The following is a 24,729-nucleotide window of genomic DNA, read 5'->3' as shown; positions in this document are numbered from 1 at the left end:
AGCCCGATGAGCCAGGCGGCACAGAACCTGAACTGGTTGATCACCAACTTCGTGGACAACACCCCAGGGGTGTCCCACACGGTGGTGGTCTCCGCCGACGGCCTTCTTCTGGCGATGTCCGACGGGTTTCCGCGCGACCGCGCCGATCAGCTGGCGGCCGTGGCCTCCGGTCTGACGTCGCTGACCGCCGGGGCCTCCCGCATCTTCGAGGGTGGCGCCGTCAACCAGACCGTGGTCGAGATGGACCGGGGGTTCCTTTTCCTCATGTCCGTCTCGGACGGATCGTCCCTCGCGGTGCTCGCGCACCCCGAGTGCGACATCGGCCTCGTGGGCTACGAGATGGCCCTTCTGGTGGATCGCGCGGGCAGTGTCCTCACCCCGGACTTGCGCGCCGAGCTGCAGGGAAGTCTTCTCAACTAGCAGACAGGCAGTGCGTTTCGCGCCATCGCACCATAGGGTGCGGTGGCGCGGTTCCACAGGGAGTACTGCGTACTTGGAGTCGGAGGAGGAAACGTGACAACACCCGGAGGACATCCTTATGGCGGCGCGCAGCAGCCGCAGGGTGGGCACGACCAGAACCGCTTCAACTTTCCCTCCGCTCCCAGCCGGCAGGTGCCGGAGCAGAACCCGTACCAGCAGCAGCCGTACGGCCAGCCCCAGCAGCCCCAGCACCAGATGCCTCCGCAGCAGCCTCCGCGCGCCGCTCGGCAGCCGGCGCCGAAGGCCCACAACCCGCTGGTGCGTCCGTACGCGATGACCGGCGGCCGTACTCGGCCGCGCTACCAGCTCGCCATCGAGGCGCTGGTCAGTACCACGGCCGATCCCGCGCGTCTGCAAGGGCAGTTGCCCGAGCACCAGCGCATCTGCCGTCTGTGCCAGGAGATCAAATCCGTCGCGGAGATCTCGGCACTCCTCTCCATTCCTCTTGGTGTCGCCCGCATCCTCGTCGCCGACCTGGCGGAGGCGGGCCTTGTCGCCATTCACCAGCCCGGCGGCGACGAGTCTGCCGGTGGCCAGCCTGATGTGACACTGCTCGAAAGGGTGCTCAGTGGACTTCGCAAGCTCTAACGGCGGAGCGGCTCCTGCTCGCTCCACCACCTCCGCGAAGATCGTGGTGGCGGGCGGCTTCGGCGTGGGCAAGACCACGTTCGTCGGAGCCGTGTCCGAGATCAACCCGCTGCGCACCGAAGCCGTCATGACGAGCGCCTCCGCCGGCATCGACGACCTCACCCACACCGGTGACAAGACGACCACCACGGTCGCCATGGACTTCGGCCGCATCACCCTGGACCAGGACCTGATCCTGTACCTCTTCGGTACGCCGGGCCAGGACCGCTTCTGGTTCATGTGGGACGACCTCGTCCGCGGCGCCATCGGTGCCGTCGTCCTCGTGGACACGCGCCGCCTGGCCGACTGCTTCCCCGCGGTCGACTACTTCGAGAACAGCGGCCTGCCGTTCGTCATCGCCCTCAACGGCTTCGACGGGCACCAGCCCTACACGCCGGAGGAAGTCCGCGAGGCCCTGCAGATCGGCCCGGACGCCCCCATCATCACCACGGACGCCCGCCACCGCGCGGACGCCAAGAGCGCGCTCATCACGCTCGTCGAGCACGCCCTCATGGCGCGCCTGCGGTAGCGGTCGCGGTCCGCAGCATCCGAAAGGCCCCCGTGTCGTGGACGCGGGGGCCTTCGGCGTGTCCGGGCGGGGGCCGTCGTGGGACGGCCGGCCCCCGGCACTCCTTCCGGGTACGCGCGAGGCCCCGCACCCGGAAGGGGTGCGGGGCCTCGCGCCGGGCTCGGGACTCAGCCCTGCCAGCTGTGCGGGGCGCGGAAACCCGGGGTGCGCTCCAGACGGCGCCAGCCGGCCTGGCGGGGCGTGCGGACCGCGGTCTCCGCGGGGGCGGCGGCGGCGCGGGCGAGCAGGATCGCGGTGATCGCGGCCAGCTCCTCCGGAGCGGCGTTGCCCTTCTCGACGCGCAGCAGGGTGTCAGTGGCGGTGGTCATGGGGTGGCAGGTCTCCTTCGCGGTTACTGCGGCGGGTTGCCGTGCTTGCGCGACGGCAGATCGGCGTGCTTGTTGCGGAGCATCGCGAGGGCGCTCACGAGGACCTCGCGGGTCTCGGCGGGGTCGATGACGTCGTCGACGAGGCCGCGCTCGGCCGCGTAGTACGGGTGCATCAGTTCGGCCTTGTACTCCTTGACCATGCGGACGCGCATGGCCTCGGGGTCCTCGGCGTCCGCGATCTGCTTGCGGAAGATGACGTTGGCGGCGCCTTCGGCGCCCATCACGGCGATCTCGTTGGTGGGCCAGGCGTAGGTGAGGTCGGCGCCGATGGACTGGGAGTCCATGACGATGTACGCGCCGCCGTAGGCCTTGCGCAGGATCAGCGAGATCCGCGGGACGGTGGCGTTGCAGTACGCGTACAGCAGCTTGGCGCCGTGGCGGATGATGCCGCCGTGCTCCTGGTCGACGCCCGGCAGGAAGCCGGGGACGTCCAGCAGGGTGACGATCGGGATGTTGAAGGCGTCGCACATCTGGACGAAGCGGGCGGCCTTCTCGGAGGCCTCGATGTCCAGGACGCCGGCGAGGTGACCGGGCTGGTTGGCGACGATGCCGACGACCTGGCCGTTCATCCGGGCCAGGGCGCAGATGATGTTGCGGGCCCAGCGCTCGTGGATCTCCAGGACGTCGCCCTCGTCGACGATCTCCTCGATGACCTTGAGCATGTCGTACGGGCGGTTGCCGTCGGCGGGCACCAGGTCCAGCAGGACCTCGCTGCGGCGGTCCGCGGGGTCGCTCGTCTCGTGGACGGGCGGGTTCTCGCGGTTGTTGGAGGGCAGCATCGAGATGAGGTAGCGGACCTCGGAGATGCAGGTCTCCTCGTCGTCGTACGCGAAGTGCGCGACGCCCGAGGTCTCGGCGTGCACGTCGGCGCCGCCGAGGCCGTTCTGGGTGATCTCCTCGCCGGTCACCGCGCGGACGACGTCCGGGCCGGTGATGAACATCTGCGAGGTGTCCCGGACCATGAAGACGAAGTCCGTGAGGGCCGGGGAGTACGCGGCGCCGCCGGCGCACGGGCCGAGCATGACCGAGATCTGCGGGATGACGCCCGACGCCTTGGTGTTGCGCTGGAAGATGCCGCCGTAGCCGGCGAGGGCGGAGACGCCCTCCTGGATACGGGCGCCGGCGCCGTCGTTCAGGGAGACCAGCGGGGCGCCGGCCGCGATGGCCATGTCCATGATCTTGTGGATCTTCGTGGCGTGGGCCTCGCCCAGGGCGCCGCCGAAGATGCGGAAGTCGTGCGCGTAGACGAAGACCGTGCGGCCCTCGACCGTGCCCCAGCCGGTGATGACACCGTCGGTGTAGGGCTTCTTGGACTCCAGGCCGAACCCGCTCGCCCGGTGGCGGCGGAGCTGCTCGACCTCCTTGAAGGAACCTTCGTCGAGGAGCAGCGCGATGCGCTCGCGGGCGGTCAGCTTGCCCTTCGCGTGCTGGGTCTCGGTCGCGCGGTCACTGGGGCCGCGCCGCGCCTGCTCGCGCAGGGAGTGCAGCTCGGCCACGCGCCCACGGGCGTCCGTCGGCTCGCTCGGGGTCTGGTCCACAACGGTCATGTACCGACCTTACGAAGATCGCGATGAAAAACCTCCGTTCATTCCGCACAGTCTCGGGAGTCTTCCGCTGTGTGGCCCGCACAGTACGACCAGAGGATGTAGGGACTCCGCCAGACGGGACCCCCGTCCGTTGTAGGACTTTCACAAAATGACCTGACACCTCGACCAGATGTTGAAATTTGAACAGAATAGGTCTAGCGTCGTGGTCGTGAGGTCGTTGAACATTCAACAGACTCTCCGGACCGAGCAGAACCCCCCGACACCACCGAGGAGCAGGCCATGGGTCTCTTCAACCGCCGCAGCCAGACCGCCGACCACCAGAGCGCCGGCGCCGCCGCGACCACGCTCGACGTCGACCCGGCACTCGCCGCCCTCACCGGCGACTACGTCATCGACGCCGCCCACAGCAGCATCGGCTTCACCGTCCGCCACGCCATGGTCACCAACGTCCGCGGCTCCTTCGCCGAGCACGAGGGCACCCTGCACCTGGACGGCGCGGACCCGGCCCGCTCCACGGCCACCATCGACGTCAAGATCCCCTCGGTGAGCACCGGCATCGCCGACCGCGACGCCCACCTGCTGGGCAGCGACTTCTTCGACGCCGAGCTCTTCCCGCTGATGACCTTCCGCTCCACCGAGGCGCGCGCGCTCGGCGGGGACGCGTACCGCATCACCGGCGACCTGACCATCAAGGACGTCACCCGTCCGCTCTCCATCGACCTGGAGTTCACGGGTTCCGCCAAGGACGTCTACGGCAACGAGCGCGTCGGCTTCGAGGGCTCCGCCCAGATCCTGCGCTCCGACTGGGGCCTCACCTGGAACGCCGCGCTGGAGGCCGGCGGTGTCATGGTCAGCGACAAGGTGAAGCTGACCTTCGACATCTCGGCCATCAAGCAGGGCTGACCGGCGGGACCCGGCGAACCCCCGGGGGCGGCTAGAAGCCGCCCCCGCCGTCGAAACCGCCGCCCCCGTCGAAGCCGCCCCCGCCGCCGAAGTCCCCTCCGCCGAAGTCGGACGGGTTGAAGTCGGCCCCGGAGACGTCCCCGCCGTCGAAGCCGCCGCCCGTGCCGCCGCCGAGGTCCGAGGCGTAGGCCGGGCTGGACATCATCGAACCGAGCAGCGTGCCCACCAGCAGGCCGGGCAGGATGCCGCCGCCGAAGTAGCCGCCGGCCCAGGGACCGTACGCCGGGCCGGCGTCGTAGTACGGCCGCGGCCCGTGCTCGGTGTCGACCGTGCGGACCGCCGGGTCCAGGCCGTCGCGCAGCCGCACGGCGTCCGCCGTACAGACGGGTACGGTACGGACCGCCCCGCCGGCCGGAGCCCAGGTGGCGTCCTCGGTGCTCGGCCCGTGGCGCGGGTCGAAGAAACAGGGCGAGCGGCGCTCGGGCACCGGCTCCCCCTGCCGGCGCGCGTCCAGGCAGGCCAGCGCGTACCGGCCGTCCTCCAGGGCCTGGGTCACGCCCTTGACCTCTTCGGGATACTGCACCGATCCCATGATCTGCTTGGCTTTGTCGTACGAGTCGAGCGCCTGCTCGTAGTCCTTGCGCATGGCGTCGTCGGCGCCGGGCTCGGCGGGATGGAAGTCGAGCCGTTCGAGCTCCTCGCCGAAGGCCGTGATGTCCTCGTCGACGACCACGCTGAGGCGCTCCAAGGCCTCGCGCCGGGCCTCTTCCCTCTTCTTCCGGTTGCGGCGGACCAGCGCGTACGCCCCGCCGCCGCCGATCACGGCCACCGCACCGAGGGCGATCAGCCCGCCGACGGGAGCGCCGGCCTCGCCGCCGGTGGTGCCCCAGGAGGCCGGGGCGCTGCCCTTGGCCTGGCTCAGGGCCTGGTCGACGAAGTTGTCGAGCTGGGTCGCCGCGTCGGGCGACCCCACCTTCACCGCGTCGGTCAGGTTGCGCACGGCGTTGGCCGGCATGACCGACTGGTCGGCGCGGGCACTGAAGCCGTCGCCGAGCCGGATCGCGTAGAGCCCGGTGATGCCGGTCTCGGCCCGGACGGCGCCGAACACCTTGTCGGCGGGGAACTCGCTCGTCGCGGGCAGCACGGCGACGAACACCGGCTTCCCGGCGTCCTTGATCTTCTTCGCGAGCGCGTCGGCCTGGGCCTGCGACAGCTGCGCCCGCGCCCCCGGGTCCACGTAGACGGGCCCTTCCTTGAGGGCCTCCCCCACGGCGGCGACCCCGGTGGCCGCCGACGCCTGCGGGGCGGCCGCGAGCGCGGTCCCCGACAGGCCCAGCAGCAGACCGGCCAGAACTGATCCAAGTCGTACGGATAGAAGCCTGGTCCTCATACGGACGACGCTACCCGAACCCGGACTTTCCTGTGTGAGCAGGACATAAGCCTGGCGCGGGCCCTACTCGGCCGGTTCGACCCCGGCGTGCAGCAGGCCGTACGTGAACGCGTCCTCCAGGGCCTGCCAGGAGGCGGCGATCACGTTCGGGGCGACGCCGACCGTGGACCACTCGCGGACGCCGTCCGTCGTGGCGACCAGCACGCGGGTCGTGGACTCCGTGCCGTGCGTGCCCTCCAGGATGCGGACCTTGTAGTCGACCAGCTCGAACTTGGCCAGCTGCGGGTAGAACCGCTCCAGCGCCACCCGCAGGGCCCGGTCCAGCGCGTTGACGGGGCCGTTGCCCTCGGCCGTCGCGACGATCCGCTCGCCCTTCGCCCACAGCTTGACGGTGGCCTCGTTGGCGTGGGTGCCGTCCGGACGGTCCTCGACGATCGCCCGCCAGGACTCGATGCGGAAGTACTTGCGGGCCCGGCCCTCGGCCTCGGCGCGCAGCAGCAGCTCGAAGGAGGCGTCGGCGGCCTCGTACGTGTAGCCCTTGAGCTCACGCTCCTTGACCCGCTCCACGACGCGGGAGATCAGCGCGCGGTCCCCGCCCAGCTCGACGCCGAGCTCCTTGCCCTTGAGCTCGATGGAGGCGCGGCCGGCCATGTCGGAGACCAGCATCCGCATGGTGTTGCCGACCCGCTCGGGGTCGATGTGCTGGTAGAGGTCCGGGTCGACCTTGATGGCCGAGGCGTGCAGGCCCGCCTTGTGCGCGAAGGCGGAGACGCCGACGTACGGCTGGTGCGTGGAGGGGGTGAGGTTCACGACCTCGGCGATGGCGTGCGAGATCCGGGTCATCTCGGCGAGCGCGCCCTCGGGGAGCACCTTGCGCCCGTACTTGATCTCCAGGGCGGCGACGACGGGGAAGAGGTTCGCGTTGCCGACGCGCTCGCCGTAGCCGTTGGCGGTGCACTGGACGTGCGTGGCGCCCGCGTCCACGGCGGCCAGGGTGTTCGCGACGGCGCAGCCGGTGTCGTCCTGGGCGTGGATGCCCAGGCGGGCGCCGGTGTCGGCGAGGACGGTGGCGACGGTGGCGGTCACCTGGGCGGGCAGCATGCCGCCGTTGGTGTCGCAGAGGATGACCACGTCGGCGCCGGCCTCGTGGGCGGTGCGGACGACGGCCTTCGCGTACTCGGCGTTGGCCCGGTAGCCGTCGAAGAAGTGCTCGCAGTCGACGAAGACGCGGCGGCCCTGGTCGACCAGGTGGGAGACGGTGTCCCGGACCATCTCCAGGTTCTCGTCCAGGGTGGTGCGCAGGGCGAGTTCGACGTGGCGGTCGTGGGACTTGGCGACGAGCGTGATCACGGGGGCGCCGGACTCCAGCAGGGCCCGCACCTGCGGGTCCGTGGCGGCCGTGCCGCCCGCGCGGCGGGTGGCGCCGAAGGCGACCAGCTGGGCGTTCCTGAAGTCGATCTCGGCGCGTGCGCGGGCGAAGAACTCGGTGTCACGGGGGTTGGCGCCGGGCCAGCCGCCCTCGATGAAGCCCACTCCGAAGTCGTCCAGGTGCCGGGCGATCGTCAGCTTGTCGGCGACCGTGAGGTTGATGCCCTCGCGCTGCGCGCCGTCGCGCAGGGTGGTGTCGAAGACGTGGAAGCTGTCGTCCAGGCCCCCTGAGCGCACAGTTGCCGCCTCTGGTGTCGTCGTCATGCTGATCTGACTCCTGTCGGATGAGTGGTTCCGGATATGCCCGGCATCCACTGCCCCCATCATCGCGCGCGGTCCGGTCCCGGCAGGGATGGTCCGGGAAACGAAAAAACCCCTCGCGGGTAGCGAGAGGTCTGCGCGCGGGTCCGAGGCACGGTGGCCGCTTCCGCGAAGTTCTTCCGCGGTTCAGCGGCCACTGGGGACCGGCGCGCTGCTGGCGATAATCATGAGCTGAGCAGGCACGCTGGCAGTGTGCCACACCGCTCGCCGCGGATGGACAGGGATCTCAGCATGCGGGCACCGGGTCGGCGCGGCGCGGAAACCGGGCGGTCTAGGCCGGGTTTTTCGTCGGGGTGAGTGCCTCGGTGAGGAACTCGCGGACGTGGTCGAGGATCTCCTGCCGGTCCACCGTCGGCAGACCCACGGCCAGCTGGATGCTGAATCCGTCGAGCAGGGCGCGGACGCGGGTCGCCACGCGGTCGGCGTCCACCGGGCGGAACTCCCCGCGCGAGATGCCCTCGGCGAGCAGTGCCACCAGGTCGCGGTGCCAGGCCCCCTCGATGGCCGCCTGCCGCTCGCGCTCCTGGGGGCCGGCGTTCTGGGAGCGGTTCCAGACCTCCAGCCACAGCGTCCAGTGCGGGTCGCGGGCCTGGGTGGGCACGTACAGGTCGACGTACGCGCGCAGGCGCTCGGCGACCGGGCCGCGCCGCGAGAGCAGGGCCCGCCGCTCGTCGCCCAGTGCCGCCTCGCTCCACTCCAGGGTCTGCAGCAGGAGCTCGTCCTTGCTGCGGAAGTAGTAGAGGAGGTGGCCGCTGCTCATGCCGACCTCACGGCCGAGACCGGCCATGGTCAGGCCTTCGAGGCCGCGCTCGGCGATCGTGGCCATGGCGGCGACGAGTACGTCCTCGCGCGGGGGCGCGTTCTTGCGCGCCGCCCGTACCGGTACTCCACCCGCCACCATGGGCCCACTCCTCGTCCGTTTCCCGAAGGTCAGACCTTCGGCTGCTGCTGGGTGATGCAGTGGATACCGCCACCCCCGGCGAAAATCGTACGTGCGTCAACGAGTGTCACGGTCCGCTCGGGGAACAGTCCGCGGAAGATCTCCGCCGCCTCCTCGTCGCGCGGGTCGTCGAAGGAGCACAGCACCACGCCGCCGTTGCACAGGTAGTGGTTGATGTACGAGTAGTCCACCCACTCCCCGTCCTCCTCCAGCACGGTCGGCGCGGGGATCTCCACGACCTCCAGCTGCCGGCCGCGGGCGTCGGTGGAGGCGCGCAGGATGGCGGCGATGGTCTTGCAGCGCTCGTGGTCCGGGTGGGCCGGGTCGGGCTGGGTGTGGACCATGACGACGCCGGGGCGGGCGAAGGCGGCGACGATGTCGACGTGGCCCTGGGTACCGTAGGTGCCGTAGTCGCCGGCCAGGCCGTAGGGCAGCCAGATCGCCTTGGTGGTGCCGAGGTGGGCGTGGATCTCGGCCTCGACCTGCTGGCGGGTCCAGCCGGGGTTGCGGCCCTCCCCCAGCTGCACGGTGTCGGTGAGGAGCACGGTGCCCTCGCCGTCGACGTGGATGGCTCCGCCCTCGTTGACGAGCGCGGTGCTGTACGTACGGGTGCCGGCCACGTCCGAGACGTGCCGGGCGATCTTCGAGTCGTGGTCCCAGCGGGCCCACTCCTGGGCGCCCCAGCCGTTGAAGGTCCAGTCGACGGCCGCGATCTCGCCGGCGTCGTTGGTGACGAAGGTCGGGCCGATGTCGCGCATCCAGGCGTCGTCGAGCTCCTGCTCGACGAGCTGTACGTCGTCGCCGACGATCGCGCGGGCGCTCTCGGCGTCGCCGGGCGAGACGACCAGGGTCACGGGCTCGTACGCGCGGACCGCGCGGGCGACGGCGCCCCAGGCCTCGCGGGCCTCGGCCAGCTCCTGCGCGTTGGTGAAGGTCGGGTTGGGGCTGGGCCAGGCCATCCAGGTGCGCTCGTGGGGCGTCCATTCGGCGGGCATCCGGAAGCCGTCGTTCACGGGCTTGGCGGGCTGTGCAGTCATGGCAGGGGTCCTAACGGGCTTACGGGCTGTGCTCTTACAGGAAGTACAGGCGGTTGAGGGAGACCGACTCGGCGGCTTCGGAGCGCAGCGGTTCCCCGTCGAGGGAGACGAGCCCGCTGCGCGCGTCCACATCGACCGCGCCCACCCGGGAGTTGAGGAGGAGGTCCTTGGGGCCGATGCCGCGGGTGCCGCGGACGGCCACGCGGCGCCGGCGGGTCGGCATCTCGTCGGAGCCGAGCGCGGCGGCCGCCGCGGAGACGAAGGCGACGGAGATGTCGGCCGCGGTGGCCCCGTACGAACCGAACTGCGGGCCGAGGACGAGCGGTTCGCAGGTGTCGGTGGCGGCGTTGGGGTCGCCGGTGACTCCGTAGGCCGGGAAGCCCGACTTGAGGACGAGTTGGGGTTTGGCGCCGAAGAACTGGGGGCGCCAGAGCACGATGTCGGCGAGCTTGCCGACCTCGATGGAGCCGATCTCGTGGGCCAGGCCGTGGGCGAGGGCCGGGTTGATCGTCAGCTTGGCCATGTAGCGCAGCACGCGGGCGTTGTCGTCGCCCTCGCCGTCGCCTTCGAGCGGGCCGAGCTCGCCCTTCATCTTCGCGGCCATGGCGAAGGTGCGGCGGATGGTCTCGCCGGCCCGGCCCATGCCCTGGGCGTCGGAGGAGGTGATGCCGATCGCGCCCAGGTCGTGCAGCACGTCCTCGGCGCCCATGGTGCCCGCGCGGATCCGGTCACGGGCCATGGCGGCGTCGCCCGGCAGGTCCGGCTTGAGGTCGTGGACGGAGACGATCATCCCGTAGTGCTCGGCGACCGCGTCGCGGCCGAAGGGCAGCGTCGGGTTGGTGGAGGAGCCGATGACGTTCGGCACGCCCGCCATCTTCAGCACGTTGGGGACGTGTCCGCCGCCGCAGCCCTCGATGTGGAAGGCGTGGATGGTCCGGCCGTCCAGGACGCGCAGGGTGTCCTCGACGGAGAGGCACTCGTTGAGACCGTCGCTGTGCAGGGCGACCTGCACGTCGTGTTCCTCGGCCACCCGCAGCGCGGTGTCCAGGGCGCGGGTGTGCGCGCCCATGTCCTCGTGGACCTTGAAACCGGAGGCACCGCCCTCGGCCAGCGCCTCGACGAGGGGGGCCGCGTCCGAGGACGAGCCACGGGCGAGGAAGCCGATGTTGACGGGCCACGCGTCGAAGGCGTTGAAGGCGTGCTTCAGCGCCCACGGGGAGTTGACGCCGACGCCCCAGACCGGGCCGAACTCCTGGCCGATGATCGTGGTGACGCCCGCGGCGAGGGAGGCCTCCATGATGCGCGGGGAGAGCAGGTGCACGTGGGTGTCCACGGCGCCCGCGGTGGCGATCAGGCCCTCGCCGGAGACGATGCTCGTGCCGGTGCCGACCACGACGTCGACGCCGTCGAGGGTGTCGGGGTTGCCGGCCCGGCCGATCGCATGGATCCGGCCCTCGCGGATGCCGATCGACACCTTCCGGATGCCCAGAACGGCGTCGATGACGAGCACGTTGCTGATCACCACGTCACAGGTCTCGCGGACCGCGGCCGCCTTCAGGTGCAGCCCGTCCCGGGCCGTCTTCCCGAAACCCGCCAGGAACTCGTCACCCGCCTTCTGCGCGTCCGACTCCACCCGGACGGTCAGCCCGGAGTCGCCCAGGCGCACCCGGTCCCCGGCACGGGGGCCGAAGACGGAGGCGTACTCGTGGGGGTCGATGTGCCGGCTGCCGGGCGCGCAGTGCGCGCTGTGATCGCTGTGGGGGGTCTGCCTGCTCACGTCTGCGCTCCGTCCGCTCGGTCGGTGCCGTCGGCCTGTCCGGCCCGTCCGGCCTGGGGGGTGGGGGAACCCGGGGCGGGGTCCTCGGCGGAGGCTCCCAGGTAGCCGCACGCTGCGGCCCGGGCCAGGGCGAGCGCCTTGGCGCCGGGGGCGTCGAGGGGGCCGTCGACCAGGCCCGCGAAGCCGATCGCGATGCGGTCGCCGCCGATGGGGACCAGGCCCACCTCGCCCTCGCCGTGCGGGTCGAACCGTACGGACGAGCCCGCCGGCACGCACAAACGCATGCCGTACGCCGCGGCGCGGTCGAAGTCGAGCCGCGGGTTGGCCTCGAAGAAGTGGAAGTGCGAGGTGACGCTCACCGGTACGGGGGCGGTGTTGCGCACGCGCAGGTGCACCACCGGCTCCGGTTGGGGGACGCCCGGGCCGGGGACGACCGCGCCGGGGGCGTCGTCGCCGAGCGGCTGCGCGTCCCGGATCGGCGACGAGACCACCGCGAGGCGGGATCCGTCGTCGAAGACGGCCTCCACGTGCACCTCGGTGACCACGTCGGCGACGCCCGGCAGGACATCGGCGGCGCCGAGCACGCTACGGGCCTCCTCGATGGCCTCCGCGAGCCGCTTGCCGTCGCGCGCGGCCTCGCAGACCGTGTCCGCGATCAGCGCGGTGGCCTCCGGGACGTTGAGCTTCAGGCCGCGGGCCCGCCGGGCCCTGGCCAGTTCCGCTGCGCTGCGGAGCAGCAGTCGGTCACGCTCCGTAGGGGTCAGCCGCACGCCGATCCACCACCTCTTGAGTCGATGGGTTAGAGCATCACTCTAACTCTTCATTTCGTTGCAGGGAATCATTGACCTGGGACATGGGCTTGAGTCACATTGAGTGTCGCTCAAACAAATGCGAACCACCCCCCGCCCTGCCAAGGGAGTCCCCCCATGCCCATCGAACAGCGCGGAGTCGACACCATCCCGGAGGAGGAGCGGACGAGCGGTCCCCGTGACCTGATCTCGATCCTCCTCGGCTCCAACCTCTGCCTCGGTGTGATCGTCTTCGGCTGGCTGCCCCCGTCCTTCGGACTGGGCCTGTGGCCCTCGGTCACCGCCATCGTGACCGGCACGCTCGTCGGTATCGCCTTCACCGCGCCGCTGGCGCTCGTCTCCCTGCGCACCGCGACCAACCTCTCCACGTCGAGCGGCGCACAGTTCGGCGTCCGCGGCCGGCTCGTCGGCTCGGTCGTGGGCCTGCTGCTCTCGCTCGGCTACACCGCCCTCACCCTGTGGATCGGCGGCGACGTGATGGTGGGCGCCCTCTCGCGGCTCACCGGACTTCCCGACACCGGCGTCTCGCGCGCGGCGATGTACGGGGTGCTCGCCGCGTGTACCGTCGTCGGGGCCGTCTTCGGCTACCGGCTGCTGCTGCGCATGAGCAAGGTCCTCTCCATCGGCATGGTGGTCCTGCTGGCCGTCGGCTTCCTCGCCTACGCCCCGGACTTCACCGCCGCCGCCCCGCCGGAGACCTCGTACCTGCTCGGCTCCTTCTGGCCGACGTGGCTGCTGGCCGCCGTCGCCGCCGGCCTCAGCGGGCCCGTCGCCTTCATCACCCTGCTCGGCGACTACACCCGCTACATCTCCCCGCGCCGGCACGGCTCCCGCAAGGTGCTCTGGGCCACCGCCTTCGGCCTGCTGATCGGCCTGCTGATACCGCAGCTGTTCGGTACGTACACCGCGCTGGCCGCCCGGGCGGGGCTGGAGTACGCCGGGCCGCTCGTGGCCGGCGCACCCTTCTGGTACCTGGTCCCGCTGCTGGTCGCGGCGGCGGCCGGCTCGGTGGGCAACGCCGGGCTGATGCTCTACTCCATGGGCCTGGACCTCGACGCGATCGTCCCCAAGGCCACCCGCACCACCGCCACCCTGGTCGCCGCGGCCGTCGCCACCGCCTTCGTCTTCTTCGGCTCCTTCGAGTGGGACGTGCAGTCCGCGATGACCTCGTTCGTGTTGCTGCTGACCGCGATCGGCACCCCGTGGGCCGTCATCACCCTCATCGGGTACGTGCGCTGCCGCGGGGTGTACGACCCCGACGCCCTGCAGGTGTTCAACCGGCGGGCCCGCGGCGGCGTCTACTGGTACAGCGGCGGCTGGAACCTGCGCGCCACCGCCTCCTGGGCGGCCGGCGCGGCGGTCGGGCTGGCCGCGGTGTCGACTCCGGTGTACGAGGGCCCGCTGCTGGCCCTCACCGGCGGAGTGGACTGCAGTTTCATCCTGTCGGGGCTGGTCGGCGGCGCGGTGTACACCGCGCTGACGCTCCGCCCGCAGCCGGCTCCGGCCGCCGATCCGGCCGCCGACGCGGCCGGGCAGGTGGCGGTCGCGGTCGACTGAGGCGCTGCCCGCGCCCCCCTTTCCCGGTCCCCCCGGTACGGCCGAAGGCCCCCGCGCATCGCGCGGGGGCCTTCGGTCCGTCCGGGACGGCCTAGCCGAGCGGGTGCATCCAGCCGTGGGTGTCGGCGCTGTGGCCGGTCTGGAGCTCCAGGAGCGCCTTGCGCAGCCGCATGGTGACCTCGCCGGGTTCGCCGTCGCCCTGGGTCCACTGGGCGCGCTCGGACTTGACGGAGCCGACCGGGGTGATGACGGCGGCGGTGCCGCAGGCGAAGACCTCGGTGAGGGTGCCGTTCGCGTTGTCGCGCTGCCAGTCCTCGGTGGTCAGGCGGCCCTCCTCGGCGGTGTAGCCGAGGTCGCGGGCGATGGTGAGGAGGGAGTCGCGGGTGATGCCCGGAAGGAGCGAGCCGGTGAGCTCCGGGGTGACGATGCGGTCCCCGTACACGAAGTACAGGTTCATGCCGCCCATCTCCTCGATCCAGCGGTGCTCGACGGCGTCGAGCCAGACCACCTGGTCGCAGCCGTGCGAGGCCGCCTGGGCCTGCGCGACCAGCGAGGCCGCGTAGTTCCCGCCGGTCTTGGCCGCGCCGGTGCCGCCCTTGACCGCGCGGACGTAGTCCTCGGACAGCCACACGGAGACGGGCTTGACGCCACCGGGGAAGTACGCGCCGGCCGGCGAGGCGATGACGATGAAGAGGAACTCGTTCGCCGGGCGGACGCCGAGGCCGACCTCGGAGGCGAACATGAAGGGCCGCAGGTACAGCGAGGCCTCACCGGAGTCCGGCACCCAGGCGCGGTCCTGCTTGATGAGGGCGTCGCAGGCCTCGATGAAGAGCTCGACCGGCAGCTCCGGCATGGCCATGCGGCGGGCGGAGGCCTGGAAGCGGGCGGCGTTGGCCTCGGGGCGGAAGGTGGCCACCGTGCCGTCGGGCTGGCGGTAGGCCTTGAGTCCCTCGAAGATCGTCTGCGCGTAGTGCAGGGTCATGTTCGCGGGGTCGATCGAGAGCGGCGCGTACGGGACCAGCTCGGCATCGTGCCAGCCGCGACCCTCGGTCCACTTGATCGTCACCATGTGGTCGGTGAAGTGGCGGCCGAAGCCGGGGCTGGCCAGGATCGCCTCGCGCTCCGCGTCGGACAGCGGGTTCGAGGAGGGCTTGAGCTCGATCGTGGGCGTCGTCATGAGTGCTTGTCCTTCACCGGTTGTGTATGGCGGACCGCGCTCACGGCGTACTAGGACGTCCGAGCTTCCCCGCATTCCGCGGCCTCGCGTTCGATTATCGCGCGTGAGGGACCTGCGGAGAAGCGGGGACTGCGGCCCAGGGGAGATGGTGGCACCCGGGGCCGCACAGGAAAAGCCGCCAGGTCCCATTGTGACCCGGCGGCTTCCTTCGTGAGGTGGGGCTGCCGGGTCAGCCGGCTACTCGAGCGGCGAGCGCGTCGCCGATCGCGTCGGTGGACCGGAAGGTGCCGTCGCGCTCCGCCAGGTCGGCGGAGACCGCGTCCTCGATGCGGGTGGCCTGGGCCTCGTAGCCGAGGTGACGCAGCAGGAGGGCGACGGACAGGATCGTCGCGGTCGGGTCGGCCTTGCCGGTGCCGGCGATGTCCGGGGCCGAGCCGTGGACGGGCTCGAACATGGACGGGAAGGCGCCGGTCGGGTTGATGTTCCCGGAGGCGGCGAGGCCGATTCCGCCGGTCACGGCGGCGGCCAGGTCGGTGAGGATGTCACCGAAGAGGTTGTCCGTGACGATGACGTCGAAGCGGTCGGGCTGGGTGACGAAGAAGATCGTCGCGGCGTCGACGTGCAGGTAGTCGGTGGTGACCTCGGGGTACTCCTGGCCGACCTTGTCGAAGATGTTCTTCCACAGGTGGCCGGCGTAGACGAGGACGTTGTTCTTGTGGACCAGCGTCAGCTTCTTGCGGGGGCGGGAGTTCGCCCGCTCGTACGCGTCGCGGACCACGCGCTCCACACCGTACGCCGTGTTGAGGCTGACCTCGGTGGCCACCTCGGCGGGGGTGCCGGTGCGCAGGCTGCCGCCGTTGCCGGTGTACGGACCCTCGGTGCCCTCGCGGACCACGACGAAGTCGATGTCCGGACGGCCGGCGAGCGGGGTGGCCGTGTTGGGGAACAGCTTCGACGGGCGCAGGTTGATGAAGTGGTCGAACGCGAAGCGCAGCTTCAGCAGCAGACCGCGCTCCAGCACGCCGGACGGGACCGAGGGGTCGCCGATGGCGCCGAGGAGGATCGCGTCGTGGTGCTTGAGGGCTTCGAGCTCCGCGTCCGGGAGGGTCTCACCGGTGCGGTGCCAGCGCTGCGCGCCGAGATCGTATTGCTTGGTCTCCAGCTTCACGTCCTGGGGCAGGACCGCGGTAAGGACCTTGAGTCCCTGAGCCACGACTTCCTGGCCGATGCCGTCACCGGGGATCACTGCGAGATTGATGCTGGTCGACATGGCGAAACCGTACTCCCTGTCCCAGCCCTCAGACATATTGCGTCCATCATGTGGACGCAATATGTCCGCCCGGGTGGCTCAGTGGCCGGTGGAGCCGCCGTTGTCACGGCGGTCGAGGGCGCGCTGGAGGGCGGCTGCGGCGTTCTTGCGGTCGGCGGCCGAGGCGGAGGTGTGGCGGACGCGACGGGCGGTGGTGGTTGCGGTCATGGTGATCGACTCCTTGAGATCACGGCGTGGCGGGGCCACGGATGAGGGGTTCCTTCAAGGCGCCGGAAGAGGCGGGGAGCAGTGCGCCGCAGGGGTTGCCTGCCAGGGGCGCGCGCTCTCGACCGCCATTCGCCGGATCGGCGAGACGTTCGGCTCCTACAAAGCTAGGCCAGGTCCCGCTGTATGTCTCGGCAATTACTCGGACTTCCTACTATCTGAGACGCGCAACGCCTCGGAAGGCCTCTCCGCAGGGCTCCGATTCAGGCCGCCTCAGAGCGAAGTTCCCTGATCAGAGCATGTGCAGCGAGAGTCGAGGCGGATTCCGGCGTGGTGACGTATCCCACGCGCCTCACGGGCCCCCGAAGGGCCCAGTCCGGTGATGTCCACGGCGCCTCCGCCCATCAGCCCCCGGGGGTACCCGCGAGCTGCGCGGCCACGCGGGCGTCCCGCTGGAGGCGCACCCGGGCGTCCTCGGCGGCGCCGGTACGACGGGAACCGCTCGGAGGGGGTATTGGTTCGCAATCACACCAATTTGCAGGAGGAGAGGGAGGACTTCCTGGTCCCCCACCTCCCGAGCGGCCGGATCGGTACGGACACCACCGTTTTGCAGGGAATCGAGCACACGGTGGAGGCCTTCCTCGGCATGCCGGGAGGCGATAATCCGGGCAAAATGCCGCTCCGTCTCGCCGACTGATTCCCGCCAACCGGATGTTCACCGACTTCTTACCGCACGGATGTAGACCTTTGGACCAACCCCCGTCACTCTTGCCGTCAATGTGCCAGCGGGGCACCTGAGTTGGAGGCGAGGGGCCAGTGACACCGATCAGCCGCAGAGGTTTCGTGGGAATCGGCGCCGGGCTGATGGCGGGGGCCGCCCTGCCCGCCGCCCTGCCGACGACAGCGGCCGTGGCCGCCGCGACCGGCACCATCACCGACGTGAAGCACGTGGTGATCCTCATGCAGGAGAACCGCAGCTTCGACCACTACTTCGGCAGGCTGAAGGGCGTCCGCGGGTTCGGCGACCGCGCCGCCGGCAACATCCCGGGCGGCTGGGGCACCTTCAACCAGCCCAACTGGGGCGGCCGCCAGTACCCGTGGAAGCTCAGCTCCACCCCGCCGGCCGGCGGCGTCGACGGCGAGACCCTGGCCCAGTGCAACGGCGACCTCCCGCACAGCTGGACCTCGCAGCACGCGGCCTGGAACAAGGGCCGGATGGACAACTGGGTCACCGGCGTGGGCAACACCCGCACCCTCGGGTACCTGGACCGGGGGGACATCCCCTTCCACTACGGCCTCGCCGACAACTACACGATCTGCGACGCCTACTTCTGCTCCACCCTCAGCGCGACCGGCCCGAACCGCACCTTCCTGTGGAGCGGCAAGGTCGACGCCTCCAGCAAGGACGGCGGCGACGAGTCCGGGCTGACCTGGGAGACGTACGCGGAGGCCCTCCAGCGGGCCGGCATGAGCTGGAAGGTCTACCAGAACGCCCAGGACAACTACGGGGACAACGGGCTCGCCTACTTCAAGAAGTTCACGGACGCGGCGCCGGGCAACCCCCTGTGGGACCGGGGCATGGCCTCGGTCCCCAAGGTCACCGGCTCCACCCCGGACGACATCGCGGCCGCCATCCGCGCCGACGTCGTCGCGGGCACCCTCCCCCAGGTGTCCTGGGTCGTGGCCAACGAAGCCTTCTCGGAGCACCCGTACGCCCCGCCCGGCGACGGCGCGCACTTCGTCGACCTGGTCTACCGCGCCCTGGCCGCGAACCCGGAGGTCTTCGACTCCACCGTCCTCTTCCTCAACTACGACGAGAACGACGGCTTCTTCGACCACGTCCCCCCGCCCATCGCCCCGCCCGGCACCCCGGGCGAGTACATCGACGGCACCCCGATCGGCCTCGGCTTCCGCGTCCCGATGATCGTGATGTCCCCGTGGACCCGCGGCGGCTGGGTGAGCTCGGAGGTCTTCGACCACACCTCCGTCCTGCGGTTCATGGAGACCTGGACGGCCGCCCTCGGCACCCCCGCCACCTGCCCGAACATCAGCGCCTGGCGCCGCAAGGTGGTCGGCGACCTGACCGGCGTCTTCGACTTCGCGCACCCGGTCTACGGGGTTCCGGCCGGCCTCCCGTCCACCGCCAAGGTCATCGGGCAGTCGACCTGCGGCCCGCTGCCCAACCCGGCGCCGCAGGACAACGCCCTCCCCGCGCAGGAGCCCGGCACCCGCCCGGCGCGGGCCGTCCCGTACCAGGTGAACGGGAATCTGGACCGCTTCGAGTTCGGCGCGGCCGGCAAGATCCTGGCCTGGTTCTCGATGACCAACCAGGGTGCGGAGGCGAAGCGGCCCGCGCACTTCTCCATCCACCCGCACCAGCACCGGGACACGGCGGCCTGGCAGTACACGGTCGACCCGGGCGCGACGGCGACGGACTACTTCAACATCGGACTCGGCAGCGGCTCCGGGAAGTACGACATCTCGATGTACGGACCCAACCGCTTCCTGCGCCGCTTCATCGGCGACGCCTCCAAGGCGGGCAAGGCGATCGAGGTGGCGGCCCGCTTCGCGGTCGAGCCGGGGACCGGCAAGACGGCGGTCTACTTCAAGATGACGAACTCCTCCGGCTCCCCCGTCACCTTCACGATCCGCTCGAACGCCTACCGCACGGACGGCCCCTGGACGTACACCGTCCCGGCGGACTCCTCGCGCGAGGACTACTTCAACGCCGTGGCCTACAGCAACGGCTGGTACGACTTCACGATCCTGGCCGACTCCGACGGCACCTGGTCGCGCCGCTACACGGGACACATCGAGACGGGGGCGCCCAGCGTCTCGGGCTCGTGACCGCCTAGAGCACGTCCCCGTCCCGCCAGTCGAAGTCGAGCCGCCCGGCCGGGTCCAGCCGGATCCCGCCGGGCGGCGCCCACACGTACGTCGACCCCTCCTCCTCGGGGAGGGGCACCGGCCCGTGGGGCGACAGCGCCCCGATCCGACCCGGCCACACCGACCAGCCCCGGGCGAGGTAGAGCCCGGCCCCCGCCTCCGACGCCGACAGCGCGCCCAGGACGTAGGCGCGCGCGACGACCCGTTCGAGCTCGGCCACCACCTGCCCGCCGAGGCCACGCCGCCGCGAGCCGGCCCGTACGGCGACGGCCTCCACGTACCCGGTCCGCAGGGCCCGCCCGCGGTGCACGACCCGGCGCTGCACCACGCTGCCGTGCGCGACGAGCAGGCCGTCCGCGTCCCGGACCAGTACGTGCATCCCGCCGAGCGCGTGCTCGAAGTCCTCCTCGCCGAAGTCCCCCTCGAAGGCCTCGTCGAGCAGGGCCCGCACCTCGCGGAGCTCGTCGCCGGTCAGCCCGGCGGTGTGTCCGACGCGCACGTCCGTCACCTCTCCAGCCGTTCGTCCCGCGACCGTACCAAGGACCGCAATGCGGACGCCGGACGCCGTCCACCGGCCGGAATCGGCCGACGCGGCTCTGGCGGTCTGGACCATTGCCTCGGCAGACTCGCCCCATGTCGCCCGAGACCCAACAGTGGACCCCGATCCACGGCCAGCCGTACCGTCCCGCCCCCTACCGGCCCGAGCGGATGGCGAGCGAGGAATCGCTCGCGCGGGCCGCCGCGTTGCGGGCCCGCATGCAGGAGCGGCGGACCGTACGCCACTTCTCCCCCGACCCGGTGCCCGAACAGGTCGTCCGGGACGCCATCGCCTGCGCGGCGACCGCCCCCTCCGGGGCGCACCAGCAGCCGTGGACCTTCGTCCTGGTCAAGGACCCGACCGTACGGCAGCAGATCCGCGCGGCCGCCGAGCAGGAGGAGCAGCTGTCCTACGACGGCCGCCTCGGCGACGAATGGCTCGCCGCCCTGCGCCCCATCGGCACCGACGCCGTCAAGACGCACCTCACCGACGCCCCGGCGCTGATCGTGGTCTTCCAGCAGCGCTACTGGCTCGGCCCGGACGGCACGAAGCGCAAGCACTACTACGTCGACGAGTCGGTCGGCATCGCGGTCGGCATGCTCCTGTCCGCCCTCCACCTGTCGGGCCTCGCCGCACTGGTCCACACCCCGAGCCCGATGCGCTTCCTGAGCCACGTCCTGAACCGCCCGGAGAACGAGAAGGCCTTCGCGGTCATCCCGGTCGGCTATCCGGCCGACGACTGCGAGGTCCCGGACCTGGTCCGAAAGTCCCTGGACCAGGTCATCGTGGAGGTGTGACGACGTCCGCGGCGGGCGGTTCCGGGGCCAGCCCGGACTGCCCGCCGCCGAGCGCCTCCGCGAGCCGCATCCCGATCCGCACCCGGTCCTCCGAGGTCCCGGCGTCCATGGCCGCCCGCACCTGCCGCAGGATCAACCAGTCCCGCACCACCTTGCTCACCCCGAGCACGGCCGCGGTGACGAGCGCCGCGGTGAGCATCACAGCACCCTCCGTCCCGGGGCGTCCGCCGCGTGGCAGGGCCCGCGCCGCAGGGTGACGAAGGCTCCGCCCATGGCGATCTCACCGGGGAACCACGGCCTGTCGCGCAACCGTTCGGCGATCCGTCCCGGCCGCTCCGCCAGTCCGCTGCGACGCAGCCGCCGCTCCAGTTCGTCCCGTTCCACGCCGCAGCACCACTCGACGACCACGTCCCCGCCGCCGTGGGTGTACACGTTGGCCGATCCGTGCGCGGCCCCGGCCGCACCCAGCAGCCCCGGCCGCCTCAGCAGCCTGCTGTTCAGCCAGTCCTGCGCCCTGGCCGATCCGGGGCCCTCCCCCGCACCGGCTCGTCCCCTCAGCTCCGCCGCCTCCGCGGGGTGCAGGCGGTGACGGTTGCGCCGCCAGAGTTGCGTCAGTCCGGCGCCGTGCTCCGGAAGCAGCGGGCGCCAGTCCGGGTCGGGGTGCACCACCGCCACCGTCGCCCGGCTCTGCAGCTGGGTCAGCGCCCAGGTGCAGCCCGTCGGGGCGATGCGCAGCCCCGGAACCCCGCGCAGTCCGCCGTACCGCTCGTCGACGCGCGGCAGCACCGTGGAAAGGACCCGGTCCGCCATCGCCGGATGCAGGACGAGTGCCAGGCCGGCGCCGGCCGGGCGGGCGGCGGTGAAGCCGAACAGGGCCCCGTCCCGGCACTCGTGTTCCCGGAGCCCGTCGGCGAGCTCGGCCACCAGGAGCGATTCGAGGGTGCGCTGCGCCTCGTCCTCGGGCTCCGGGACCGGTTGGCGGCGCGTGATCAGGCCGGCTTCGGCCCAGCGCAGACAGGTGTGGTGCGCCAGGCCCGTGGCCTCACGGCAGATGGTCGCCACGCGGTGGCGGTTGTCGGTGCGCCTGGACATACGTCTCCCCGGGCGTCGTCCCGGCACGGACGCGTAGAGGTCTCGTATCTCCTGGCAGACTTCCCACCCCGCACGGGAACTCGCGAGAGCCCTTCGCTCCCTCGGGTAGCCGGGCCCGAGTACTGGAGCGTGTCGCCGTACACGACAACTGCCTCCAGGCTAGCAGGAGTTGCCCACCCGGGAAATGGGAACCGCCCCCGCTCCGGACTTGGGGGTACCGGAGCGGGGGCGGGGTTCAGCGGGGTCGGGCTCAGCCCATGTGCGGGTAGCCGTACTCGGTCGGCGCGACCAGGGTCTCCTTGATGGAGCGGGTCGAGGTCCAGCGCTGCAGGTTGGTCGCCGCGCCCGCCTTGTCGTTGGTGCCCGAGGCGCGGCCGCCGCCGAAGGGCTGCTGTCCGACCACGGCGCCCGTGGACTTGTCGTTGATGTAGAAGTTGCCCGCCGCGAAGCGGAGCTTCTCCATCGCGTCCGCGGCCGCGTAGCGGTCGGCGGCGATGATCGAGCCGGTCAGGGCGTACGCCGAGACGGACTCCATCTGCGCGAGCATCGCGTCGAAGTCGGCGTCCTCGTAGACGTGCACGGCGAGGATCGGGCCGAAGTACTCGGTCGTGAAGACCTCGTTCTCCGGGTCGGTGCACGCGATGACGGTCGGGCGCACGAAGTAGCCCTCCGAGTCGTCGTACGTGCCACCGGCGATGATCTCGCAGGTCGGGTCGGCGATGGCGCGGTCGATCGCGGCCTTGTTCTTCGCGAACGAACGCTCGTCGATGACGGCGCCGATGAAGTTGGTCAGGTCGCGGACGTCGCCCATGGCGATGCCGTCGACCTCGGCCGCGAAGGCCTCCTTGAAGCCGTCGTTCCAGATCGAGGCCGGGACGTAGGCGCGCGAGGACGCCGAGCACTTCTGGCCCTGGAACTCGAAGGAGCCGCGGGTCAGGGCGGTCTTCAGGACGGCGCGGTCCGCGGACGGGTGCGCGACGACGAAGTCCTTGCCGCCGGTCTCGCCGACCAGGCGCGGGTAGGACTTGTACTTCTCGATGTTGTTGCCGACCGTCTTCCAGAGGTACTGGAAGGTCTTGGTCGAGCCGGTGAAGTGGATGCCGGCGAGCTCGGGGTGGTTCAGGGCCACCTCCGAGACCGCGATGCCGTCACCGGTGACGAGGTTGATGACGCCCTTGGGCAGGCCGGCCTCCTCCAGGAGCTCCATCAGGAGGACCGCGGAGTGGGTCTGCGTCGGGGACGGCTTCCACAGGACCACGTTGCCCATGAGGGCGGGGGCGGTCGGCAGGTTGCCGGCGATGGCCGTGAAGTTGAAGGGCGTGATCGCGTAGACGAAGCCCTCGAGCGGGCGGTGGTCGCTGCGGTTCCACACGCCGGCGGAGTTCGCGACCGGCTGCTCGGCCAGGATCTGGCGGGCGAAGTGGACGTTGAAGCGCCAGAAGTCGACGAGCTCGCACGGGGTGTCGATCTCGGCCTGCTGCGCGGTCTTCGACTGGCCCAGCATGGTCGAGGCGGCGAGCTTCTCGCGCCACGGGCCGGACAGCAGCTCGGCGGCGCGCAGGATGATCGCGGCGCGGTCGTCGAAGGACATCGAACGCCAGGCCGGGGCGGCGGCGAGGGCGGCGTCGATGGCCTCCTGCGCGTCGGCCTGGGTGGCGTGGGCGAAGGTGCCGATGACCGACTTGTGGTCGTGCGGCTGCACGACGTCGAAGCGCTCGCCGCCGCCCATCCGCTTGACGCCGTTGATCGTCATCGGGAGGTCGATCGGGTTCTCGGACAGCTGCTTGAGCTGTGCTTCGAGCCGCGCGCGCTCCGGGGTGCCGGGGGCGTACGAGTGGACCGGCTCGTTGACCGGCGCGGGGACCTGGGTCACAGCATCCATGGGGCTGGTAACTCCTTGACCTAGTTCTTGGCTAGTTCTTGGTGATCATCGAGCGGAGGAAGAACAGCAGGTTGGCCGGCTTCTCCGCGAGGCGGCGCATGAAGTAGCCGTACCAGTCCGTCCCGTACGCGGTGTAGACCCGCATCCGGTGGCCCTCGGCGGCGAGCCGCAGGTGCTCCTCGCTGCGGATGCCGTACAGCATCTGGAACTCGTACTCGTCCAGCTTGCGCCCGGCCTGCCGGGCCAGTTCCTGGCCGATGGCGATCAGCCGCGGGTCGTGGGACCCGATCATCGGGTAGCCCTCGCCCTCCATCAGGATCTTCATGATCCGGACGTACGCCTTGTCGATCTCCGCCTTGTCCTGGTACGCGACCTCGGCGGGCTCCTTGTAGGCGCCCTTGACGATCCGGACGCGGCTGCCGGCGGCGGCCAGGCGCCGGGCGTCGGCCTCGGTGCGGAAGAGGTACGCCTGGATCACGCAGCCGGTCTGCGGGAAGTCCCGGCGCAGCTCCTCGTGGATGGCGAACATCGAGTCGAGGGTGGTGTGGTCCTCGGCGTCGAGGGTCACGGTGGTGCCGATGGCGGCGGCGGCCTCGACGACCGGGCGGACGTTGGCGAGGGCGAGCTCGTGGCCGCCCTCCAGCGCCTGGCCGAACATCGACAGCTTCACGGACATCTCGGCCTTCTCGCCGAGGCCGAGCTCCGCGAGGCGCTCGATGAGCCGGAGGTAGGCGTCCCGGGCGGCGTAGGACTGCGCCACCTCGGTGATGTCCTCGCCGACGACGTCGAGGGTCACCTCGAGCCCGGCCTGAGTGAGCTCCTCGACGATGGGGATGACCTGGTCGACCGTCTCGCCGGGGATGAACCGATTCACCACGGGCTTGGTCACCGGGGCGGCAGAGACGATACGGCGCATCTTGTCGCTGCGCGAAGCGGCGAGGATCACGGGACCCAGCACGGGGCACCTCCAGCGGGTGGCAGAAGAAAAGCGCAAGTGAAACCACCGTGAAACCTAAGGATCGCTTTGATCCTCTGCCATCGACAGCTGTCACGCATCCGTGTCCCGGATCTCATACATGTGTCTGAAGAGTAGGTCCTGGGGTGGGAGAA

Annotated in this window: 24 protein-coding genes; 8 read left to right on the top strand and 16 right to left on the bottom strand. The window is 70.9% G+C overall.

Annotated elements, in window-relative coordinates; genetic code table 11:
* Positions 1 to 6 precede the first annotated feature (6 nt).
* From ACFYP3_RS01155 to ACFYP3_RS01145, 3 genes are all read left to right on the top strand, one after another.
* Positions 7 to 420, top strand: coding sequence for a roadblock/LC7 domain-containing protein (locus ACFYP3_RS01155; protein WP_030037347.1), 414 nt, complete (start codon positions 7 to 9; stop codon positions 418 to 420).
* A 93-nt stretch (positions 421 to 513) separates the two neighbouring features.
* Entirely contained in the window at positions 514 to 1,068 is a 555-nt protein-coding gene (locus ACFYP3_RS01150) for a DUF742 domain-containing protein (RefSeq protein ID WP_388824805.1), read from the top strand.
* Positions 1,049 to 1,636 (top strand): ATP/GTP-binding protein, encoded by a 588-nt coding sequence (locus ACFYP3_RS01145; protein ID WP_073911148.1) that lies wholly within the window; start codon positions 1,049 to 1,051, stop codon positions 1,634 to 1,636. Before ACFYP3_RS01150 ends, ACFYP3_RS01145 begins: the two co-directional genes overlap by 20 nt.
* A 167-nt stretch (positions 1,637 to 1,803) precedes the next feature.
* On the opposite strand, the gene ACFYP3_RS01140 is transcribed toward ACFYP3_RS01145, so the two are convergent.
* Together ACFYP3_RS01140 and ACFYP3_RS01135 are read right to left on the bottom strand one after the other, a co-directional pair.
* Positions 1,804 to 2,004, bottom strand: a complete 201-nt coding sequence (locus ACFYP3_RS01140; RefSeq protein WP_388824802.1) for an acyl-CoA carboxylase subunit epsilon — start codon at positions 2,002 to 2,004, stop codon at positions 1,804 to 1,806.
* A 23-nt stretch (positions 2,005 to 2,027) separates the two neighbouring features.
* Complete coding sequence (locus ACFYP3_RS01135) at positions 2,028 to 3,611, bottom strand: acyl-CoA carboxylase subunit beta (RefSeq protein ID WP_388824799.1); 1,584 nt, start codon at positions 3,609 to 3,611, stop codon at positions 2,028 to 2,030.
* A 279-nt stretch (positions 3,612 to 3,890) separates the two neighbouring features.
* On the opposite strand from ACFYP3_RS01135, the gene ACFYP3_RS01130 reads away from it, so the two are divergent.
* Positions 3,891 to 4,514: a YceI family protein gene (locus ACFYP3_RS01130; RefSeq protein WP_388824796.1), complete on the top strand. Its 624-nt coding sequence runs from the start codon at positions 3,891 to 3,893 to the stop codon at positions 4,512 to 4,514.
* A gap of 31 nt (positions 4,515 to 4,545) precedes the next feature.
* On the opposite strand, the gene ACFYP3_RS01125 is transcribed toward ACFYP3_RS01130, so the two are convergent.
* From ACFYP3_RS01125 to ureA, 6 genes are all read right to left on the bottom strand, one after another.
* Entirely contained in the window at positions 4,546 to 5,904 is a 1,359-nt protein-coding gene (locus tag ACFYP3_RS01125; protein WP_388824793.1) for a hypothetical protein, read from the bottom strand.
* A gap of 63 nt (positions 5,905 to 5,967) precedes the next feature.
* The gene (cimA, locus tag ACFYP3_RS01120; protein ID WP_388824790.1) at positions 5,968 to 7,596 is read right to left on the bottom strand and encodes a citramalate synthase; all 1,629 of its coding nucleotides are present in this window, start codon (positions 7,594 to 7,596) and stop codon (positions 5,968 to 5,970) included.
* Between the two features lie 328 nt (positions 7,597 to 7,924).
* On the bottom strand, positions 7,925 to 8,554 hold the full coding sequence (locus ACFYP3_RS01115) for a TetR/AcrR family transcriptional regulator (RefSeq protein WP_388824787.1): 630 nt from the start codon (positions 8,552 to 8,554) through the stop codon (positions 7,925 to 7,927).
* A 29-nt stretch (positions 8,555 to 8,583) separates the two neighbouring features.
* On the bottom strand, positions 8,584 to 9,630 hold the full coding sequence (locus ACFYP3_RS01110; protein WP_388824784.1) for an agmatine/peptidylarginine deiminase: 1,047 nt from the start codon (positions 9,628 to 9,630) through the stop codon (positions 8,584 to 8,586).
* A 34-nt stretch (positions 9,631 to 9,664) separates the two neighbouring features.
* On the bottom strand, positions 9,665 to 11,347 hold the full coding sequence (locus tag ACFYP3_RS01105; protein WP_388825228.1) for an urease subunit alpha: 1,683 nt from the start codon (positions 11,345 to 11,347) through the stop codon (positions 9,665 to 9,667).
* Positions 11,348 to 11,403: 56 nt separating this feature from the next.
* A complete protein-coding gene (gene ureA, locus ACFYP3_RS01100; protein ID WP_388824781.1) occupies positions 11,404 to 12,177 on the bottom strand; it encodes an urease subunit gamma in 774 nt (257 codons plus the stop codon).
* A 156-nt stretch (positions 12,178 to 12,333) separates the two neighbouring features.
* Here ureA and ACFYP3_RS01095 point away from each other — a divergent pair, with 156 nt between their 5' ends.
* Positions 12,334 to 13,773: a cytosine permease gene (locus ACFYP3_RS01095; protein ID WP_388824778.1), complete on the top strand. Its 1,440-nt coding sequence runs from the start codon at positions 12,334 to 12,336 to the stop codon at positions 13,771 to 13,773.
* Between the two features lie 91 nt (positions 13,774 to 13,864).
* On the opposite strand, the gene ACFYP3_RS01090 is transcribed toward ACFYP3_RS01095, so the two are convergent.
* The 3 genes from ACFYP3_RS01090 to ACFYP3_RS01080 form a co-directional block, all read right to left on the bottom strand.
* A complete protein-coding gene (locus tag ACFYP3_RS01090; protein WP_388824775.1) occupies positions 13,865 to 14,950 on the bottom strand; it encodes a branched-chain amino acid aminotransferase in 1,086 nt (361 codons plus the stop codon).
* 229 nt (positions 14,951 to 15,179) lie between these two features.
* On the bottom strand, positions 15,180 to 16,220 hold the full coding sequence (locus ACFYP3_RS01085; RefSeq protein ID WP_365469821.1) for a 3-isopropylmalate dehydrogenase: 1,041 nt from the start codon (positions 16,218 to 16,220) through the stop codon (positions 15,180 to 15,182).
* Positions 16,221 to 16,298: 78 nt separating this feature from the next.
* Complete coding sequence (locus tag ACFYP3_RS01080; RefSeq protein ID WP_388824772.1) at positions 16,299 to 16,427, bottom strand: hypothetical protein; 129 nt, start codon at positions 16,425 to 16,427, stop codon at positions 16,299 to 16,301.
* 532 nt (positions 16,428 to 16,959) lie between these two features.
* On the opposite strand from ACFYP3_RS01080, the gene ACFYP3_RS01075 reads away from it, so the two are divergent.
* Both ACFYP3_RS01075 and ACFYP3_RS01070 read left to right on the top strand, forming a co-directional pair.
* Entirely contained in the window at positions 16,960 to 17,121 is a 162-nt protein-coding gene (locus ACFYP3_RS01075) for a hypothetical protein (RefSeq protein ID WP_388824769.1), read from the top strand.
* 119 nt (positions 17,122 to 17,240) lie between these two features.
* A complete protein-coding gene (locus ACFYP3_RS01070; protein WP_388824766.1) occupies positions 17,241 to 19,271 on the top strand; it encodes a phosphocholine-specific phospholipase C in 2,031 nt (676 codons plus the stop codon).
* Between the two features lie 4 nt (positions 19,272 to 19,275).
* Here the strand turns inward: ACFYP3_RS01070 and ACFYP3_RS01065 are convergent, their stop codons facing one another.
* Positions 19,276 to 19,818: a GNAT family N-acetyltransferase gene (locus tag ACFYP3_RS01065; RefSeq protein ID WP_388824763.1), complete on the bottom strand. Its 543-nt coding sequence runs from the start codon at positions 19,816 to 19,818 to the stop codon at positions 19,276 to 19,278.
* 125 nt (positions 19,819 to 19,943) lie between these two features.
* Between ACFYP3_RS01065 and ACFYP3_RS01060 the strand changes: the two genes are divergently transcribed.
* A complete protein-coding gene (locus ACFYP3_RS01060; RefSeq protein ID WP_388824760.1) occupies positions 19,944 to 20,645 on the top strand; it encodes a nitroreductase family protein in 702 nt (233 codons plus the stop codon).
* On the opposite strand, the gene ACFYP3_RS01055 is transcribed toward ACFYP3_RS01060, so the two are convergent.
* The 4 genes from ACFYP3_RS01055 to ACFYP3_RS01040 all read right to left on the bottom strand — a co-directional run bounded on the left by ACFYP3_RS01055 (position 20,629) and on the right by ACFYP3_RS01040 (position 24,577).
* Positions 20,629 to 20,847 (bottom strand): hypothetical protein, encoded by a 219-nt coding sequence (locus tag ACFYP3_RS01055; RefSeq protein WP_388824757.1) that lies wholly within the window; start codon positions 20,845 to 20,847, stop codon positions 20,629 to 20,631. The genes ACFYP3_RS01060 and ACFYP3_RS01055 overlap by 17 nt on opposite strands.
* Positions 20,844 to 21,737: a hypothetical protein gene (locus ACFYP3_RS01050; RefSeq protein ID WP_388824754.1), complete on the bottom strand. Its 894-nt coding sequence runs from the start codon at positions 21,735 to 21,737 to the stop codon at positions 20,844 to 20,846. The genes ACFYP3_RS01055 and ACFYP3_RS01050 overlap by 4 nt, the downstream gene beginning before the upstream one ends.
* A 250-nt stretch (positions 21,738 to 21,987) precedes the next feature.
* On the bottom strand, positions 21,988 to 23,619 hold the full coding sequence (gene pruA, locus ACFYP3_RS01045; RefSeq protein ID WP_388824751.1) for an L-glutamate gamma-semialdehyde dehydrogenase: 1,632 nt from the start codon (positions 23,617 to 23,619) through the stop codon (positions 21,988 to 21,990).
* Positions 23,620 to 23,650: 31 nt separating this feature from the next.
* A complete protein-coding gene (locus ACFYP3_RS01040; protein ID WP_388824748.1) occupies positions 23,651 to 24,577 on the bottom strand; it encodes a proline dehydrogenase family protein in 927 nt (308 codons plus the stop codon).
* Positions 24,578 to 24,729 lie beyond the last annotated feature (152 nt).

Source organism: Streptomyces sp. NPDC005533 (genome assembly GCF_042871845.1).
Taxonomy (GTDB): Bacteria; Actinomycetota; Actinomycetes; order Streptomycetales; family Streptomycetaceae; genus Streptomyces.
This window is presented reverse-complemented; position numbering and strand designations above follow the sequence as displayed.

What these genes read in the sequence shown, in the direction of transcription:
- ACFYP3_RS01085 (WP_365469821.1), bottom strand. Translation starts at nt 16,220, where the DNA reads ATGTCGACCAGCATCAATCTCGCAGTGATCCCCGGTGACGGCATCGGC.
- cimA (WP_388824790.1), bottom strand. Translation starts at nt 7,596, where the DNA reads ATGACGACGACACCAGAGGCGGCAACTGTGCGCTCAGGGGGCCTGGAC.
- ACFYP3_RS01130 (WP_388824796.1), top strand. Translation starts at nt 3,891, where the DNA reads ATGGGTCTCTTCAACCGCCGCAGCCAGACCGCCGACCACCAGAGCGCC.
- ACFYP3_RS01080 (WP_388824772.1), bottom strand. Translation starts at nt 16,427, where the DNA reads ATGACCGCAACCACCACCGCCCGTCGCGTCCGCCACACCTCCGCCTCG.
- pruA (WP_388824751.1), bottom strand. Translation starts at nt 23,619, where the DNA reads ATGGATGCTGTGACCCAGGTCCCCGCGCCGGTCAACGAGCCGGTCCAC.
- ACFYP3_RS01090 (WP_388824775.1), bottom strand. Translation starts at nt 14,950, where the DNA reads ATGACGACGCCCACGATCGAGCTCAAGCCCTCCTCGAACCCGCTGTCC.
- ACFYP3_RS01140 (WP_388824802.1), bottom strand. Translation starts at nt 2,004, where the DNA reads ATGACCACCGCCACTGACACCCTGCTGCGCGTCGAGAAGGGCAACGCC.
- ACFYP3_RS01110 (WP_388824784.1), bottom strand. Translation starts at nt 9,630, where the DNA reads ATGACTGCACAGCCCGCCAAGCCCGTGAACGACGGCTTCCGGATGCCC.
- ACFYP3_RS01135 (WP_388824799.1), bottom strand. Translation starts at nt 3,611, where the DNA reads ATGACCGTTGTGGACCAGACCCCGAGCGAGCCGACGGACGCCCGTGGG.
- ACFYP3_RS01095 (WP_388824778.1), top strand. Translation starts at nt 12,334, where the DNA reads ATGCCCATCGAACAGCGCGGAGTCGACACCATCCCGGAGGAGGAGCGG.
- ACFYP3_RS01125 (WP_388824793.1), bottom strand. Translation starts at nt 5,904, where the DNA reads ATGAGGACCAGGCTTCTATCCGTACGACTTGGATCAGTTCTGGCCGGT.
- ACFYP3_RS01115 (WP_388824787.1), bottom strand. Translation starts at nt 8,554, where the DNA reads ATGGTGGCGGGTGGAGTACCGGTACGGGCGGCGCGCAAGAACGCGCCC.
- ACFYP3_RS01155 (WP_030037347.1), top strand. Translation starts at nt 7, where the DNA reads ATGAGCCAGGCGGCACAGAACCTGAACTGGTTGATCACCAACTTCGTG.
- ACFYP3_RS01050 (WP_388824754.1), bottom strand. Translation starts at nt 21,737, where the DNA reads ATGTCCAGGCGCACCGACAACCGCCACCGCGTGGCGACCATCTGCCGT.
- ACFYP3_RS01060 (WP_388824760.1), top strand. Translation starts at nt 19,944, where the DNA reads ATGTCGCCCGAGACCCAACAGTGGACCCCGATCCACGGCCAGCCGTAC.